This is a genomic window from Wenyingzhuangia aestuarii (genome assembly GCF_011927765.1).
GTDB classification, from domain to species: domain Bacteria; phylum Bacteroidota; class Bacteroidia; order Flavobacteriales; family Flavobacteriaceae; genus Wenyingzhuangia; species Wenyingzhuangia aestuarii.
Genome location: NZ_JAATJG010000011.1, coordinates 64,833 through 82,854 on the forward strand (window position 1 = coordinate 64,833; position 18,022 = coordinate 82,854).

Annotated in this window: 10 protein-coding genes; all 10 read left to right on the forward strand. The window is 33.0% G+C overall.

What is annotated here, in order from left to right:
- The first annotated feature begins 76 nt into the window (after nt 1-76).
- The 10 genes from GGR97_RS11180 (at nt 77) to GGR97_RS11225 (ending at nt 18,022) form a co-directional block, all read left to right on the forward strand.
- The gene (locus tag GGR97_RS11180) at nt 77-1,168 is read left to right on the forward strand and encodes a family 16 glycosylhydrolase (protein WP_317165751.1); all 1,092 of its coding nucleotides are present in this window, start codon (nt 77-79) and stop codon (nt 1,166-1,168) included.
- A 197-nt stretch (nt 1,169-1,365) separates the two neighbouring features.
- Nucleotides 1,366-3,789 (forward strand): hypothetical protein, encoded by a 2,424-nt coding sequence (locus tag GGR97_RS11185; RefSeq protein ID WP_209272365.1) that lies wholly within the window; start codon nt 1,366-1,368, stop codon nt 3,787-3,789.
- A 146-nt stretch (nt 3,790-3,935) separates the two neighbouring features.
- On the forward strand, nt 3,936-5,354 hold the full coding sequence (locus tag GGR97_RS11190; protein WP_167898605.1) for a glycoside hydrolase family 28 protein: 1,419 nt from the start codon (nt 3,936-3,938) through the stop codon (nt 5,352-5,354).
- A gap of 9 nt (nt 5,355-5,363) precedes the next feature.
- On the forward strand, nt 5,364-6,365 hold the full coding sequence (locus tag GGR97_RS11195) for a sulfatase family protein (protein ID WP_167898606.1): 1,002 nt from the start codon (nt 5,364-5,366) through the stop codon (nt 6,363-6,365).
- Between the two features lie 66 nt (nt 6,366-6,431).
- On the forward strand, nt 6,432-6,923 hold the full coding sequence (locus tag GGR97_RS11200) for a hypothetical protein (RefSeq protein WP_167898607.1): 492 nt from the start codon (nt 6,432-6,434) through the stop codon (nt 6,921-6,923).
- Nucleotides 6,924-7,015: 92 nt separating this feature from the next.
- Complete coding sequence (locus GGR97_RS11205) at nt 7,016-8,488, forward strand: sulfatase family protein (RefSeq protein WP_209272366.1); 1,473 nt, start codon at nt 7,016-7,018, stop codon at nt 8,486-8,488.
- A 96-nt stretch (nt 8,489-8,584) separates the two neighbouring features.
- On the forward strand, nt 8,585-10,399 hold the full coding sequence (locus tag GGR97_RS11210; RefSeq protein WP_167898608.1) for a sodium:solute symporter family protein: 1,815 nt from the start codon (nt 8,585-8,587) through the stop codon (nt 10,397-10,399).
- A gap of 134 nt (nt 10,400-10,533) precedes the next feature.
- Nucleotides 10,534-12,999 (forward strand): beta-galactosidase GalB, encoded by a 2,466-nt coding sequence (galB, locus tag GGR97_RS11215; protein WP_167898609.1) that lies wholly within the window; start codon nt 10,534-10,536, stop codon nt 12,997-12,999.
- Nucleotides 13,000-13,170: 171 nt separating this feature from the next.
- Nucleotides 13,171-14,703 carry a sulfatase family protein gene (locus tag GGR97_RS11220; protein WP_167898610.1) on the forward strand — a complete coding sequence of 511 codons (1,533 nt, stop codon included), beginning with the start codon at nt 13,171-13,173 and terminating at the stop codon, nt 14,701-14,703.
- Nucleotides 14,704-14,713: 10 nt separating this feature from the next.
- Nucleotides 14,714-18,022, forward strand: coding sequence for a T9SS type A sorting domain-containing protein (locus GGR97_RS11225; protein ID WP_167898611.1), 3,309 nt, complete (start codon nt 14,714-14,716; stop codon nt 18,020-18,022).

Below are 18,022 nucleotides of genomic sequence, written 5' to 3' on the forward strand. Positions count from 1 at the left end.
GTTTGATTATTCCAAGTGGGAATTAAAATGGGAAGATAATTTTGATTATAAAAACAGTCAATTAGATGATCATTGGATTTCTGCCAATTACACTAGTAAAAATTTATACTGTAGCCGATGGCGAGAAAACGTAGATGTAGTAGATGGTGTAATGCATTTAAACATTAAAAAAGAAAAAAGAGGGGGGCAGGATTGGACTGCTGGAAGTATTTGGACACGTAAAAAGTTTAAATATGGGTATTTTGAATGTCGTTATAAATATGCTGGAGGAGAAGCTACCAATAATTCCTTTTGGTTAATGACAAGAGGAGGAGAACCTACAGAAGGGAAAAAATTTGAAATTGATATTAACGAAGGACATTATCCTAATGAGGTGAGTACTAACATTCATAACTGGTCAGATTTTACCATAATGCCTAACGGTAGAAAAAAGCATGCAAGCTATAATGAAATGTTCTTTTTTGGAACTAAACCAGATTATTCTATTCAATTAGAAATTCCTGTTGAAACTAAGAAAATACGTTTTACCTCTAAAAATAGTTCTAGGTTTAATGTTGGAGAATTTAGAGTGTATGGAGTAAACGAGTCTGGAGAATATCCAACGGTATTGTCACAAACAGCAGATAGTGATATTGATGGTTTGGTAAACTATGCAAGAGCTAAAAATGTAAGCATTACATCAAGCGGTTCGTATAAAGGAAATTCGTCAGAAAATAAATTGATAGATGGAAACCCTCTTACTGCTTGGACGACACAGCAAGAGGGAGACAAATGGGTAGAGTTTACTTGGGATCAATCTATCACTGTTGGTTGTATTCAGTTTACAAACGGATGGAAAGATCAAAGTAAAACATGGCACAGCTTAGTAAGCAATTACAAAATTCAATATTTAAAAGATGGAGAATGGAGAGATATTTCTGTTTTAGATGCCAGTAAAGAGAATGATTTTTCTGAGGAATATCATACCTATGGATTGGAGTGGGATGAAAATGAATTGGTGTTTTATTTTGATGGTAAAGAATTAAGAAGATCTAAAAATGATTTTTGTTATAGTGAAGCTCCTATTTTTTTAAGCTTAGCTCTTATCAAATGGCACGGAGTATTAAAAGATGATTTGGATGGTAAAAGTATGAAGGTTGATTATGTAAAATATTATCAGAAAAAATAATATAATATTTATATAGAATAGGTTAAGGTGTTAGATAATTACCTCTTTTAAAACAGATATTTTATTTTTAATCATATCAACTACATTTAAAATCATATAGAACAATAAAAACAATTGTATCTATGTAGTTTTAGAACTATCAAATTTAACTTCAGTTTGTTAATTTTTAGCAAACTGAAGTTTTTTAAATTATAGTTGTGATTAAATTCAAAACATTTTTAGCCGTTCTTTTTTGTACAGTATTTATTCCCGTAGTAAATGCACAAATTGTATTACTTGGAGACAATGCTCCTTATACCAATGTAAACGATGGAGACTTTACCACCGTACGAGGGTATTGGAGACAAGCCAAACAATCTCCTTTTTGGACAACAAAAGTTTTAAAAGGAAAAGAAAAAATGGGATTACATCTTGGTTCGTTGTTTAGTATGAATGAACTAGGAGTGGCTGAATCTAAAATTTTAAACACAAACCCAAAATATCAACAAGCTAAAAGAGGAGATATTATTGAATGGGAATTTGGAGCTGATTTAGAATATGTAAGCAAAGGAACTATTTCTTTAAGTCTTGTTTTTGGCGATACAGAAAGAATTTTAGCAGAAAAAGTAAAACTAATAGGATCAGACAAAACTATTGAACATTTTAAAGGAACGTATGTGGTATCCAAAGAAGATGCTAAAGCTGGTTTACCCTTTGTAAGAGCAACATTTTATTCAGAACAAGGTGTAAAGGTCTATTTACACTATGTAAATATTAGAATTACCAATAGTAAAGACAAAGTACTAGTATTAAAAGCTAATTTAATAAAAAATGGAGTAGCGTTAAAGTGGAATACTTTTAAAAATACTACTTATAAAATTTATAGAAGTCCCATAAACAAAGTAGCTTATCAGCAAATTGGAGAAACTCAAAATAATTCTTTTGTAGATACCCGTTTAATTACAGGTTTGCCTTATAATTATGTGGTAACACATATTCAAAAAGGAGTAGAATCAATAGGTTCTAACGAAGTTAAAATAGCAAAAAAAGATACCATTGCTCCTGATGCTCCACTAGGTTTGAAATCAGAAATTTTTGATACTGAAATTAATTTGTTTTGGAATAAAAACACGGATAAAGACCTTGCTTATTATTCCCTTTTTAGAGGAGATGCTAATGGAAATCACATGAGAGAAATTGCTCATGACTTAAAAAAGAATCATTATCTAGACTTTACTCCGCTAAAAGAAACAGACAATACTTATCAGGTTTACGCTTATGATTATAGTGGAAATAGAAGTAAAGCATCTAAAGTTATTAAGTGTCGTGTAAAAACTGTTTTAGGAACATCTTTTAGCGATTTAATATTACCAATGCCTATTCATAAATCTTTAAGTTCTAATCTATGGGGAGCCAAAGGAGTGTTGCCTAGAGATCCTGATAATGGTATAGAAGAGGTAGATTGGACATACTGGGGAGGAAGACCTGTGTACGATAAAGATGGAAAATATCATATGAATATTACACGTTGGCCTGCCAATGCCATTAAAGGACATTGGGAGTGGCCAAATTCTACAGTAGCTCATGTAGTTGCAGATCAACCTACAGGACCCTATAAAGTTCAAAAAGAGTTGGTGTATTCTTTTGCGAATGGAAAAGGGCATAATCCAGACATTATTTTGTTGAATGATGGTACTTATATGATGTATTCTTTAATTAATTGGGAAGCTAATTTATTTACTTCTAAATCTATGAGTGGTCCTTGGAAAAGATTAGGAGTTATGGAGGTTGATTTATCAACTTCTTTAGAAAATCCAAATTTAAATTATCGATATTATAGAAATTTATCAGGAGTTCAATTAAATGATGGACGATTTTTATTTGTAACCAAAGGAGGTGGAATGATGGTTAGTCAGGATAAAAATCCATTAGGACCTTATAAAGCTTTAACTGTGGGGGTACGAGGAAATAAAATTATTCCAGAAAAATACAGAAACTCTAATTATGAAGATCCTGTTTTGTGGAAAGATGAGGTTCAATATCATATGATGATTAATGCTTTTTTAGATTATAGAGCTATTTATTTAAGATCTCCAGATGGAATTCATTGGAAGTTTAATTCAGGTACAGCTTACACACCCGATAATACCTCTTATGTAGATGGTACCAGAACACATTGGTACAAATTAGAAAGACCGCATGTGTTACAAGACCAGTTTGGTAGAGCTACACATTTATCTTTAGCTGTTATAGATGTTCCTAAAGAAGATGATTTGGCAAAAGATAATCACAATTCTAAAAACATTGTAATCCCGTTAGTGGTTCCAAAAAGAATTACAATGTTAAATAAAACACAAGTTGATAGCACGACTAAAAATATTAAAATTCTAATCCGTTCAGAAAAAGGATTCAATGCTCAAAAAGACATCAATATAAAAACGTTACGATTTGGAGCAACGGAAGAAGTAGACTTTGGAAGAGGGTGTAAAGTAATCAAAACAAAGCAAAAAGGAAAAGATTTAATTGTTGAGTTTGATGGCTTAGGAAACGGAATTACAGAAAGTAATTTTGTAGGAAAACTATTAGGAAAAACAAACAAGGGAGAGTTGTTAATTGGGTATTCAAAGTTAAAAGCTCAATAAATTGGAGATTCGTAGAAATAAATAAACCATTAGTAGTATATTTAAAAACATACGTGTGACTTATAATTCTTCTTTTTAAAGTATTTTTGTGTGCGTACACGTGTTGTGTTTTGGTTTTTTAATATCAATAAATAAAAAAGAATAAAATGTATAAAACTATTTGCAAAGCTATTGTTCTTATAGCGTTAAATTTAGTTGCTTGTAGCAAGCAAAGCACTTGGAATGTAAAAGATTATGGAGCGGTAGATGATAACGCAACGGTAAATACAATAGCCATTCAAAAAACCATTGATGAATGTGCCAAAGCAGGTGGAGGAACTGTATTAATTGATGGAGATGTATTCGTGTCGGGAACTTTATTGTTAAAAGACAATGTAGATTTAAAAGTCACAGAAAACACCACTTTGTTAGGAAGTATCAATCCTAATGATTATCCAATTGTAGAGCCTTTTGTAGATGCTACAGGGCAATTTAGAGGTCAATGTTTTATTGGTGCTATTGATGTAAAAAATGTATCTATTACAGGAAAAGGGACTATTGATGGTCACGGAAAAATGTTAGCACCGAACAAAGTAAAAGAAACCTTAAAAAGATTAGGAATAGAACAGGTAAAACCAGATTTAACAGGATTAGTAGCAAAAACTAATAATTATGTAAATAATAACATTCGCTTGTCTAATAGGCCTTTTTTGGTGAGAATGGTACGGTCAGAGAATGTAAAATTACAAGACATTCATTTACGTCAACCTGCAGCTTGGACCTTACATTTTTTAGAATGTAATAATTTTGTGGTAGATGGAATTTCTATTTACAGCCATGCCAACAGAAATAATGATGCTATTGATATAGACTCTAGTACAAACGGAGTTATCAAAAATTGTGATATTGATTCTGGAGACGATGCTATTTGCTTTAAATCTACCAGTCCAAAACCAACCACAGATGTAGAAGTGTACAACTGTAAAATTAAGAGTGAGTGGGGTGCCATAAAATTTGGAACAGAGTCTATGGGAGATTTTAAAAATATTACTGTTAGAGATTGTTTTGTACACGATACAAGAGGAGGTGGAATTAAAATTTTAAGTGCTGATGGAGCCAATGCTGAAAATATATTGATAGAGAATATTAAAATGGAAAATGTAGAGATGCCTATTTTTATTCGCTTGTGCGAACGTAGATTGGTGTACAGAAATGCCGATAGAAAACCTACAGGAAGTATTACCAATGTAGTGATTAGAAATATTGATGCTACGGTTAGAGATCTTAAAGATTGTAGATTAGAAGCAACAACAGGATTGTTTTTTTCAGGAACACCCAATCATAAATTAGGGAAGATTAGCTTAGAAAATATTAAAATTAATTTACCTGGAGGTGGAACAACAGAACATGCCAAAACAGTAGTTCCAGAAAATGAAACTCAATATCCAGAGTTTACAAAACTAGGAATTACACCTTCTTATGGTTTGTATGCAAGGCATATTGAGAATTTAGAAACTAAAAATGTTGTCTTTACTGTACGTGCTGGGGAGATGAGAGATGAGGTCATAAAAATAAATGTAAATTAAAAAAGCATTATGAAAATCAAGAGCTATTTTAATGTAATACTCTATGTTTTTTTGGGATTATATACAAGTCAATTTGTATTTGCCCAAAAAACAAAACCCAATATTCTGTTTGCTATTTGTGACGATGTATCATATCTGCACACAGGTTATGGAGGAAGTCCCTTTGTAAACACTCCAACTTTTGATAAAATAGCGCAAGAAGGAATCTGTTTTTCTAATTTTTATGTGGCATCTCCAGGTTGTGCACCTTCTAGAGGTTCTATTGTTACGGGTAGATATCCTTGGCAAAACGAACAATCTGGACAACACGTTTCTTCTTGGATGAAAAAATACGTGCCGTTGGCTGATGAATTACAAGCTAATGGATATAAAGTAGGAATGACCGGAAAAGGAGTGTCTCCTTTTCGTTATGCAAAAAACAAATCAGAAGAAACTCTTTGGCGAAAAGAAAATGCTGCAGGTCCTGAATACAATAAAATTCATTACAGTAAAGAACATGATGAACGAACTACAACTAAAATAAGTTCTAAAAATTACTTTGAGAATTTTAAAACTTTTATGAAGGGCAAAAAAGAACATCAACCTTTCTTTTTTTGGTATGGAGCACACGAAGCACATAGAGGATATGAAAAGGATTCTTGGAAAAGAACTAATAAACAGTTAAAAGATGTAACCGTACCCGCTTTTTTACCAGACAATGGAGTAGTAAGAGGAGATTTATTAGATTATGCTGTAGAAATTGAATGGTTTGATGCTCAGTTACAAAGAATGCTAACCTATTTAAAAAGTAAAGGAGAATTAGAAAATACCATTGTGATTGTAACAGCAGACAACGGAATGCCTTTTCCTAGAGCCAAAGCGAATTGTTACGATTATGGAGTACATGTACCTTTCGTAGTAAGTTATCCTAAAGAATTTCAGAAAAATAAAACCATAAAAACTCCTTTAGGAGCTGTAGACTTAGCTCCTACTATTTTAGAAATGACCCAAACAACACCTACTAAAATGTAATCTATTACGGGAAGTAGTTTTTTAAAGGTCTTAAAAGGAGAAAAGGAATTAAACATAAATAATGCTGTGTTTTCTGGAAGAGAAAGACATACTTCTGCTAGGTATAATAACCTTGGGTATCCGCAACGTAGTATCCGTAAAAATGAGTATTTATTGATTTGGAACATTAGTCCAGAAAGATGGCCTTCGGGTGCTCCTGTTAGCTACAAATCTAAAGAAGATAAAAAACTTATTAAAAATGTATTTGCAGATATTGATGGTTCTCCCACAAAAAGTAATATCCTTAAAAACAAAGAGGCTGATGAGGTGAGTTACTATTTTAATATTTCTTGTGACAAACGTCCAGAGTTTGAATTGTACAATCTAGAAAAAGATAGCTCTTGCTTAACCAATTTATCAGGAACAAAAGAATATCAGCATGTAGAAATAGCTTTAAAACAAGAATTAATGCAAGAACTCATCAAAACAAAAGATCCTAGAGTTGTGGGGCCAAATAAAGAAGTTTTTGATAGCTACAAACGTTATTCTTCTATGAGGTATTTTCCAAAGGTCAATTAAGCAACCTAAAAAAATCATATGTGTTGCATTGTAAATCATACAGCTATTTAATTTTTTACAAGTACGTTATTTTTGATGAAAAATAATGAACGATGATTTTTAGTAAAAAAATAGGATTGATGTTGTTCTTAGCAATGTCAAGTTTAGCAGTAAATGCGCAAAACGAAAAACCAAACGTGTTGGTAATTCTAGCGGATGATTTAGGGTATGGAGATGTAGGTTTTACAGGATCTAAAGAAATTTTTACACCCAACTTAGATAAATTAGCAAATAACGGAGTTGTTTTTAAGAACGGATACGTTACCCATCCGTACTGTGGACCTTCTAGAGCAGGATTAATAACAGGTCGCTATCAGGCAAGGTTTGGATTAGAAATTAACCTAACCAATTCTCCTTTTGACATGTATAATGGTTTGCCTTTATCAGAACAAACTTTTGCAAAAAGATTACAAAAAACAGGATACACTACGGGGGCAATAGGAAAATGGCATTTAGGAGGATCGGACACCTTTCATCCTAACAACAGAGGTTTTGATTATTTCTATGGATTTTTATCTGGAGGACATTCTTACTTTCCAGAAAATGTAAAAACGCATATGCCATTAATCAATCCAAAAAATAACAAACCTCATTACAGTGCTAATGAAGGGAGTTATTGGCCTTTAACTAGAAACAATAAAGCAGGAGAGTTTAACGAATATTTAACTACGGCACTAAGTAAAGATGCTGCTAAATTTATACAGAGTTCAGACAAGCCCTTTTGTTTGTATTTGGCTTACAATGCTCCTCATTTACCTTTAGAAGCTCCAAAGGAAACTATAGAAAAATACAATCATATTAAAGATAAAAAGAGAAGAACTTATGCCGCTATGATTGATGAAATGGATCAAGGAATAGGGCTGGTTTTAGAGTCTCTTAAAAAATCTGGTAAGTATGACAATACATTGATTTTTTTCTTGTCAGATAATGGAGGGCCAAGAAAAAATGGAGAAACCTTTGCAAACAACGGAAATTTTAGAGAAGGAAAAGGAAGTATGTATGAGGGTGGATGTCATGTACCATTTATTTTACATTGGCCTAAAGGAAATTTAAATGTAGGAGAGTTTGATGGATTGGTTTCTGCTTTAGATATTGCTGCTACGGCTGTTGCTGTAGGAAATGGAGATACTTCTGGCGAAACTTTAGAAGGAACAAATTTAATTCCATATTTAACAGGAAAGCAAAAAGGTTCTCCACACAATGCTTTGTATTGGAGAATGCAAGATGGAATGGCTTGGGCAGTTAGAACAGAAAAAACAAAGTTTTTAAAACTGAACAAAAAAGGAGTTAAACCTGAATTGTTTGACATGAAAAAAGATCCTTTTGAAGCTAAAGATATTGTGGCCAAAAACACTAAAAAAAGAGCTCAAATGGCAAAGCTTTGGAACGAATGGAATCAAGGAAATACATCAAATAGGTATTTGCAATCTGGAGAATATCAAAAGAAACGATTGGATTTGTATAAAAAAATGTACGAAAAAGAACAGCAAGCTGCTGCAAAAAAGAAATTATTAGTTATTGAATAACTAAGGCTTATAAAAAGCATAAAATGCCTGTTTTTATTGTTAAAAACAGGCATTTTGTTTTACATTTAAAAACGCAACAACTTTTATTTTTTTTAAATGGTATCATTAAGCACGTTGGATTATATTTTAATCAGTCTGTTTTTTCTTTCAACATTATTAATAGGGATTTTTGTTTCCAAAAAATCAGGAAAAAATTCATCAGAGTTTTTCTTGTCAGGAAAAAATATGCCTTGGTGGTTGTTAGGTTTGTCTATGGTAGCTACTACTTTTTCTACAGATACTCCTAATTTAGTTACAGATATTGTTCGTCAAAACGGAGTGTCTGGTAACTGGGTTTGGTGGGCTTTTTTATTAACAGGTTTGCTAACGGTTTTTGTTTATGCCAAGCTTTGGCGAAAATCCAATGTAGATACCGATATTGAATTTTACGAATTAAGATATGGAGGAAAACCAGCACGTTTTCTTAGAGGATTTAGATCTGTTTATTTAGGAGTTGTTTTTAATATTTTGGCCATGGCCGGGGTTACTTTAGCCGCTATAAAAATAGGTCAAGTAATGTTGGGTTTAGATCCTTGGCAAGTTGTGGTAAGTGCAGGTTTAATTACGGTAGTTTTTAGTGCTTTTGGAGGGTTTAGAGGAGTTGTTTATACCGATTTTTTATTGTTTTTTGTAGCCATGGCTGGAGCAATTGGGGCAGCTTACTATATTGTAAATTTACCTGAAGTTGGAGGTTTAGATGCTTTGTTAGTGCATAAAAATGTTGCAGATAAATTGTCTTTTTTTCCAGATTTTTCTGATACAAATTCACTCATCACCTTATTAATAATTCCATTAGCGGTACAGTGGTGGAGTTCTTGGTACCCAGGAGCAGAGCCAGGAGGAGGGGGGTATATTGCACAAAGAATGTTAGCTGCAAAAAACGAGAATCATGCCATTGGTGCAACTTTCTTTTTTAATATTATGCATTATGCGCTTAGACCTTGGCCATGGATTATTGTAGCCTTGGCTTCTTTAGTGGTCTTCCCAGATTTACAAAGTATCAAACAAGCATTTCCAAATATTGCAGATGACAAATTAGGACACGATTTAGCATACTCAGCTATGTTAACTAAATTACCTAGTGGTTTGTTAGGATTGGTCTTAGCATCGTTAGTAGCGGCTTATATGAGTACCATTTCTACCCATTTAAATTGGGGGGCTTCTTATGTGGTAAATGATTTATACAAGCAACAAATAGAACCTAATGCTTCTGAAAAGAAATTAGTATTAGTAGGTAGAATAACAACAGTAGTTTTAATGGTTATAAGTGCTTTACTGGCTTTACAACTTACAGATGCCATGCAATTATTTTCTCTTATTTTAATGTTTGGAGCAGGTACAGGTTTGTTATTTATTTTAAGATGGTTTTGGTGGAGAATAAATGCATGGAGTGAGATTTCTGCAATGGTTTCTTCGGGAGTAATTTCTTTAATTTTTAACCAATCTTCTGTTCATCAGTTCTTATTTAATGTCAATGATGGGGTGTTTCCTGTTTGGTCAAAATATCCTTTAATAGTTGGAATTACTACATTTGTTTGGTTGTTGGTAACTTATATAACACAGCCAGAGTCTAACAGTGTTTTGTTTAATTTTTATAGAAAAACTCAACCCGGAGGTCCCGGATGGAAACAAATAATAGTCAAAGCTAACGCACAATCTGTGGAAGTTGTTACAGATACACAGCCCTGGAATTTACCTACGGGAATTTTAGCAATGCTATTGGGTTGTGTGGTTATTTATAGTTGTTTATTTGCTACTGGTTTTTGGATTTATGGAGATTATAATAATGCGCTTTTAACAAGTGGAATTGTAATTGTTTTTACTGTTTTATTGATCAGGATTTGGAAACGAATAAAAGTGAATGTCTTTTAGAAATACAGGTAATGCCTACATAAAAGATTAAAAAACACATATCTTATAGAAACAAAATCATATGTCTATTCATCATTGTAGTTAATGTAGCATTTTTGCAATAGTTAGTTGTTATTAATTTATTTACATACAAGATGAAGAAACTCATTTTACTTACCTATTTAATGTCTTTAAGTTTGTTTGTTAGCCAAACAAGCAATGCACAAGACATTAATTTTAATGAATCATGGACCTTTTTTAACGCTGAGGCAGAAGGTGCTGAAAAAGTTGATTTTGATGATTCCAAATGGAGAAAATTAAATTTACCTCACGATTGGGCAATTGAAGGTCCTTTTGATAAAAAATACAACGCTCGTGCAGGAGGATTGCCTTTTCACGGAACAGGATGGTATAGAAAATCATTTAAAGTTCCTGCAACAGCAAAAAATAAAGTAGTTAGAGTGGAGTTTGAAGGTGCCATGTACGATGCTCATGTTTGGGTAAACGGACAATTGGTAGGAAATAGACCATATGGATATATTGGTTTTGAATTTGACATTTCTAAATATTTAAAATACGGAGATGTAGAAAATGTAATCGCTGTACGCTTAAGACCACAAGATTTTTCTTCTAGATGGTATCCTGGAGCAGGATTGTATCGTTCTGTTTGGTTAAAAATAGACGAACAAGTGCACGTTGGGCAATGGGGTTCTTATGTAACAACACCAACGGTTACAGAAAAATTAGCGGTAATTCAAAACGAAACTACAGTAGTAAACAAAAGCAACCAAGCGGTAAAAGTAAACGTAAAACACGAATATTTTGATCCTAAAGGTAAAAGTGTTGCTACCGTAGAAGAAGACATAAGTATTGAGGCAAATACATCAGCTATTTCTGCCTTATACGCTAAAGTTAAAAATCCTATTCGCTGGGATATTTATCAGCCAAATTTATACAATACAGTTACCACCGTAACTCAAAATAAAAAAGTAGTAGATGTTTACGAAACTAAAATTGGTTTAAGAAGTATTGCTTACACTACTGATGGTTTTTTCTTAAACGGAAAAAAAGTTCGTTTTAACGGAGTTTGTCTACATCACGATAATGGTGCTTTAGGTTCTGCTGTTTATAAAAGAGCAGATGAAAGAAAGTTACAAATTATGATAGATATGGGAGTAAATGCTATCCGTACAAGTCACAACCCACCTTCTAGAGAGTTTTTAGAATTGTGTGATGAATTAGGTTTAGTAGTATTAGATGAAGCTTTTGACGTTTGGAAAATGGAAAAAGTAGAAAATGGATACAATGTTTATTTTGATGAATGGGCAGAACGAGATTTAAAAGATATGATCAAGAGAGATCGTAATCATCCTTCTGTAATTATGTGGAGTATTGGTAACGAAATTATAGAACAAAAAGATCGTAAAAACGGTTGGAAGGTAGCTAAGCAGTTAAATGATTATTGTAAAGAAATAGACCCTACACGTCCTACATCAGCAGGGTTTAATCATTATTCGGCTCCTTATGATAACAATATGGCTCAACAAGTAGATATTGCAGGAGCAAACTACAAGCCATCTAAGTACAAAGAATTGTCATCAAATTATCCAGAATTACCTTTGTACGGATCAGAAACATCTAGTTGTACCAGTAGTAGAGGGATTTATCATTTACCTATTGAAAAATATAAAACTCATGAATCTTTACATGTAACTAGTTACGATATTGTTGGGCCACCATGGGCTTATCCACCAGATATTGAATTTCACTTTCAGGAGTTAAATCCAAGAGTAATGGGAGAGTTTATTTGGACAGGATTTGATTATTTAGGAGAGCCTACTCCGTATGGAGGAAAAGATAACTCTACCAATGGATATTGGAATGGAGATTGGCCATCTCACGCTTCTTATTTTGGAGCTGTAGATATGTGTGGATTCCCTAAAGACCGTTTTTACTTGTATCAAAGTCAATGGTCAACAAAACCAATGATTCACTTGTTACCACATTGGAACTGGAAAGGAATGGAAGGAAAAACAATTCCTGTTTATTGTTATACAAACTTAGACGAAGCTGAACTTTTTGTGAACGGTAAGTCTATGGGGAAAAAGGTAAAAGGAAAAGATTTAACAGAAATAAAAGTTGGTTTCTTAAGATATGAACCTAAAACTTTTAAATCTAAATACAGATTATCTTGGGACGTTCCTTACCAAGCAGGTAATATTAAAGTTGTTGGGTATAAAAACGGTAAAGTTGTTAAAGAAGAGCAAATTTTTACAGCAGGAAAACCGGCTAAAGTTTCTGTATCTGTAGATAGAAAAGAAATTGCTGCAGATGGTTCTGATTTAGCTTATGTAACTGTAAGAATAGAAGATAAGAACGGAAACTTATGTCCTAATGCAGATAACTTAGTTAACTTTTCTGTAAAAGGAGCAGGTGAGTTATTGGCGGTAGATAATGGAAACCAAATTAGTTTGGAATCTTTTCAAGCAAACCACAGAAAAGCTTTTAGCGGAATGTGTTTGGCTGTAATTAAATCATCTAAAAAAGCAGGAACTATAAAATTAACTGCTAAGTCTAAATCTTTACGTAGCGCTAGCGTACGTATTGTGACTAAAAAGTAATTATAACAGAACTATACTTAGTCTGAACAAAGCCCCCTGATTTACTATAGATTAGGGGGCTTTTGTATGGAGTTTATTTTAAAACACATATGTATTACAAATAATATCATACGTACAATAACTCCATGTAGTTATTTCATTTTTTTGTTAGTGTAAAGTAATTACTAGAAAATGAATACACTGTCTTATAAAATCTTTTTAGGAATATTCCTTTTTTTTGGAGTGTTAAATGCACAGCAAACTAACAAACCCAATGTAATTGTTGTGTTAGCAGATGATATTGGAGTGGGAGATATTTCTCATTATAGAAAAATGCATAAAGGAAAAGTTGTATTGGAAACTCCCAATATAGATAAGCTTGCAGATTATGGAGTAACATTTACAAATGCACATGCTCCTGCAGCTTTGTGTGCAACATCTCGTTACGCAATCATGACGGGAAATAACAATTATCGTAGTCCATTGCCTTGGGGTGTTTGGTCTGGGTATGCAACATCTGTAATTACTAAAAAGCAGGCTACTTTAGGAAGAGTAATGCAAGCAGCTAATTACCAAACAGCTTTTATTGGAAAGTGGCATTTAGGAACAAGCTTTGCTAAAAAAAGCGATCCTAGCTCAGTGTATCAATTACAAAGAAAATCAAATATAAATGTAGATCTATCTAAAATTATTGATGGAGGACCTACACAAAATGGTTTTGAATATTCGTTTACTTTACCGTCTGGAATTCAAAATGAGCCTTATTCGGCTTATGAAAATGATCAATGGTATCCTCTTAAAAAAGATTCAGAAATTGCATTTATAGATAATGTGTTTATGGAACGTATTGGAGCAACTTTGGAAAAGAAAGCTGGATTGGGAGATTCTAATTGGAATCCAAGTAAAATAGGCCCTTTATTGGTAAAAAAAGCTACTACTTATATAGCTAAAAAAGCAAAAGAAAAGAAACCTTTTTTTATGTATTACTGTTCACAAGCAGTACATACTCCACATATGGCTTCAGCAGAACTTAATGGAGTAAAAATAGCAGGAACTACACCATCTAGACACATGGATATGATTAAAGAATTAGATGTTCAAGTAGGAATGATGATTCAGGAATTAAAGAAACAAGGCATTTATGAAAACACTGTTTTTATATTCACATCAGACAATGGTGGTTTACATGTAGATGGAGATACTTGGAATGTAGGACATGAACCAAGTGATATTTACAGAGGTAAGAAAAATGATCCTTATGAAGGAGGGCATAGAGTTCCGTTTTTTGCCGTTTGGCCTCATAAAATTCAAGCTAAAAAAAGTATAGCAATTCCAACTTTAGGTTTAGATATTATGGCTACCATAGCCGCTGCTGCAGGGTATAAAATTCCAAATACAGAAGCTTTAGATTCATACAACTTATTGCCTTTATTAACAGGAAAAGAGAAAAAATCGGAGCGAAAGAATATTCTAATTCAAGGAGGAACCGGTAGACAAGTTGTTATTGTAGAAGGGTTTTGGAAGCTAATAATTCAGATAGATAAAAAAGATAAAACCAATCAAAAAAGAACTCCTATTGCTTTGTTTAATTTAAAAACAAATCCATCAGAAGATGAGCAGTACAATTTTGTAGAGGTTAAAAAGTATCAAAAAAAGGTGCAATCTTTATTTAAAGCATACAATCAAACTAGAGATAGTAAAGTAATGACAGGTAAACAATTTTAATACAAAATGTATGAAAAGTAGTGTAAAATTTATAGCATTTTTCTTAGTTGGATTTGTGTTTACAATACAAGCTCAAGATGTTTTTAAAAGCGGTTTTGAAAACTCTTTAGCTACAGATTGGGATACAACTAGCGCTGGAAATGGAATGCCTATTTATGAAATAAACACAGAGGCTAAAAGGCAAGGTGCCTCTGGGTTTCATATGAAATTTAATGCTACAGGACAAAAAGGAAATTTATTCACTCCTAAAAATATTGAATGGAAAAATGGAGTTTCTTACATTATTTCTTTTTATTACAAAACCATTGTTGCAGGAACAAATAACCAACCTAATATTAAAATATTTAACAGTTCTGGAACCAAAATTGGTCATATAAATACAACATTATCTAGTACAAATTGGGTGCAGTATACAACTACTTTTACAGCAGAAGAAAACAGTACAAATGGTTATGTGTTATTTTCTATGAGACCTAATGATGACGGTTCTGGAGAATTTTATTTTGATGATTATTCCATCAAAGAAGTAGTACCAGAAACAGGTTTTTTTGTAGATATTAAAACAAAAGACATTGCTTCTGATGAAACGATTAAATGGGTGCAGTTTGGACCTGGAATGAGTGGGAATAATACTTGTTTTTATACGCACCCTACCGATGCAAACGTTGTTTTTTCGGCTCCTAATATGGGAAATGCTTATAGATCTACCGACAAAGGTTTTACTTATGAAACCATTCTAAACGAAGATGCAGCTTCTTATACATCAGGGTTTAGAGGAACTATAGAAATGTATTCTTTAGATTTTTCTAGACAAGATGCCAATTATGGTTTTTCTACAGGAAAAAGAAAAGGAGATTTGTTCTTTTCATCAGACAAAGGAAAAACTTGGGATAGACAAACGTCTTCTCAGAATTTAATAGGGAATTCTTATTTAGCATGTGTAGCTGTAAATCCTCATAATGATAATATTTGGTTTTTAGGAGCAGGTAGAATGAGAGATTATGGGCGAATACTATACCCTCAATCAGCTCCAAAAGGAACCTATGTTGATGCCAATAGTCAAGGGAAAATTTGGAAAAGCACTAACAGAGGGCAAACTTGGACTCTAGAAAATACAGGAATTAATGCCAATGCAGAAGTAGAAACTATTAGAGTAGATCCTGTAGATGCATCTATTGTGTATGCAGGTACAAACTATGGTTTTTACAAAAGTACTGATGGAGGAATTACTTGGGCCTTAAAATCTAACGGAATAGATCACGATATGATTCGATCTATGGATATTCATCACGATACTTCTACAGGTGTTGTAACTATTTATGCGTTAAGTAACATTACTTGGAAAGCAAATGGAACGACGGTAGGAAATGAGTCTGGAGGAGTTTTTAAAAGTACAGATAAAGGAGAAACTTGGGTTTCTGTTAATGGTAATTTAGGAGTAGATTTAACTTTTTTTTCTGGAAACAAAAATATAGAAAAAGATTATTATCAATCTATAGCACACTACTTTGGATTGACTTCTTGGGAAGAAGCACAGGCTACTTATCCTACACTGCCAACAAATATTACTACACGTTTTAATATGATTACGGTAGATCCTAATGATGTTAACAATATTTATTTGGTTAATAATTATTCCAATGCTTCAGAAAACAATTTTAAACCAGGTCAAATATGGAGAACAACCAATGGAGGTACTAGTTGGTTTGTTACCTTAAGAAACGGTAAAAATTGGAACAATGGTAATGATGATGCATATTGGGTTACCCAAAAGAACAATCCTATGGGAACTAACATTACTATGAAATACAAAGACGATTGGGTAAATAGAGATGATTACGAACGCAAAGGATGTAATTTTGTAAAGTTTAATGCCGATGGTTCTGTATTGTATACGCAAATGGCTAAAATAGGATTTGTATCCTATGACAAAGGAACTACTTGGCTAGATATAGATGATGAAGCTACCGCTACACACAATAGTTGGATAGGAGCAGGAAATAGCAATGTTCCAGGACACGGGTTTTATCAAAGTCCGTTATTGCCAAATAAAGTATTCTGTCCTTCAGGAGAAAATAGTTTGTGGGTCACAAATAACGAGGGAGAAAGTGTAAGAGCTGGAGCCCAAGGAGCTCAAGTAATAAATATTACATCAGGAGAGCATTCGGTTAGTTCTGTAGCTGTACATCCTACAGATCCTTCTATTTGGTATGCTACTTTTTTTAGACAAGAAAAAAGCGGACAGTTTTTGAAATCTACAGATAGTGGAGCCACATGGACTAGTATAGGAACACCAATTCCAACTCCATGGCCAGTATTGGGAGGTGGAGATCAGGCAGTTCATCAATTAAGCATACAAATAGACAAAGAAAATCCAGATAATATATATTTCTGTGTACCACGTTCTACTTTAAAGTTAGAATGGGTAGGAGATAGTGTTACAGGCTATGGAATTCACAAATCTACAGATGGAGGAGTTACATGGTCACAACCTAATACAGGTTTACCGGCTTCTTTAGATGTATCTAGATTGGTTATGGATCCTAACAATTCAAGCGTATTATACGCTACCGTAATTAGTGATGATGGAGGTTTGTTTAAATCTGTAGACAAAGGAGAAACTTGGTCAGAGGTTGCTTCAACTATTTCAATTTCTGGAAATTCAGGAATTAATGATATCCATTTTGCTGTAGATGGTAAAATTTATATTACGGCAGGTTTTAAAAATGAAAGTGAAGACAATGGAGGGGTGTGGGTAAGTGATGATGACATGCTTTCTTGGACAAAAATATTCGATTATCCTTGGACAAATCGTGTAGAAGTGGCCAAGTACGATGCTAAAACAATCATGGTGTCAACTTTACCAAATAGCAAAGTTGCATTTAAAAATGCGGGAACCTATTTGTCTAAAGACGGAGGAGCTACTTGGATTAAATTTAACAAAGGAAACGGACAATCGGATAGAGTAAATGATATTGCTATAGATTATACCGTTCCAGGAAAATACTATGCATCTACTAGAGGTAGTGGATGGTATACAGCAATAGATCCTAATCCAAATCCCTCATCATTATTTGTAGATAAAGAAGTGTTACAAAATAAGTTTTCTGTTTACCCAAATCCTACAAACGGTTTGTTAATAATTAATAAGCTAAAAAAAGGAGATGTGGTTTGTGTTTATAATATGCAAGGAAAATTAATGCTACAAAAAAACAATATAGAAGGATCTATTGATTTGTCTGAATTCAAAAATGGAGTTTATGTGTTGTCTGTTCAAAACAATGGAAATAAAAATATCAAAAGAATAATCAAAAAGTAA

Bases quoted from the DNA above. Each gene is read 5' to 3' on its own strand.
- galB (WP_167898609.1), top strand. From the start codon at position 10,534: ATGAAGAAACTCATTTTACTTACCTATTTAATGTCTTTAAGTTTGTTT.
- GGR97_RS11225 (WP_167898611.1), top strand. From the start codon at position 14,714: ATGAAAAGTAGTGTAAAATTTATAGCATTTTTCTTAGTTGGATTTGTG.
- GGR97_RS11195 (WP_167898606.1), top strand. From the start codon at position 5,364: ATGAAAATCAAGAGCTATTTTAATGTAATACTCTATGTTTTTTTGGGA.
- GGR97_RS11210 (WP_167898608.1), top strand. From the start codon at position 8,585: ATGGTATCATTAAGCACGTTGGATTATATTTTAATCAGTCTGTTTTTT.
- GGR97_RS11190 (WP_167898605.1), top strand. From the start codon at position 3,936: ATGTATAAAACTATTTGCAAAGCTATTGTTCTTATAGCGTTAAATTTA.
- GGR97_RS11205 (WP_209272366.1), top strand. From the start codon at position 7,016: ATGATTTTTAGTAAAAAAATAGGATTGATGTTGTTCTTAGCAATGTCA.
- GGR97_RS11220 (WP_167898610.1), top strand. From the start codon at position 13,171: ATGAATACACTGTCTTATAAAATCTTTTTAGGAATATTCCTTTTTTTT.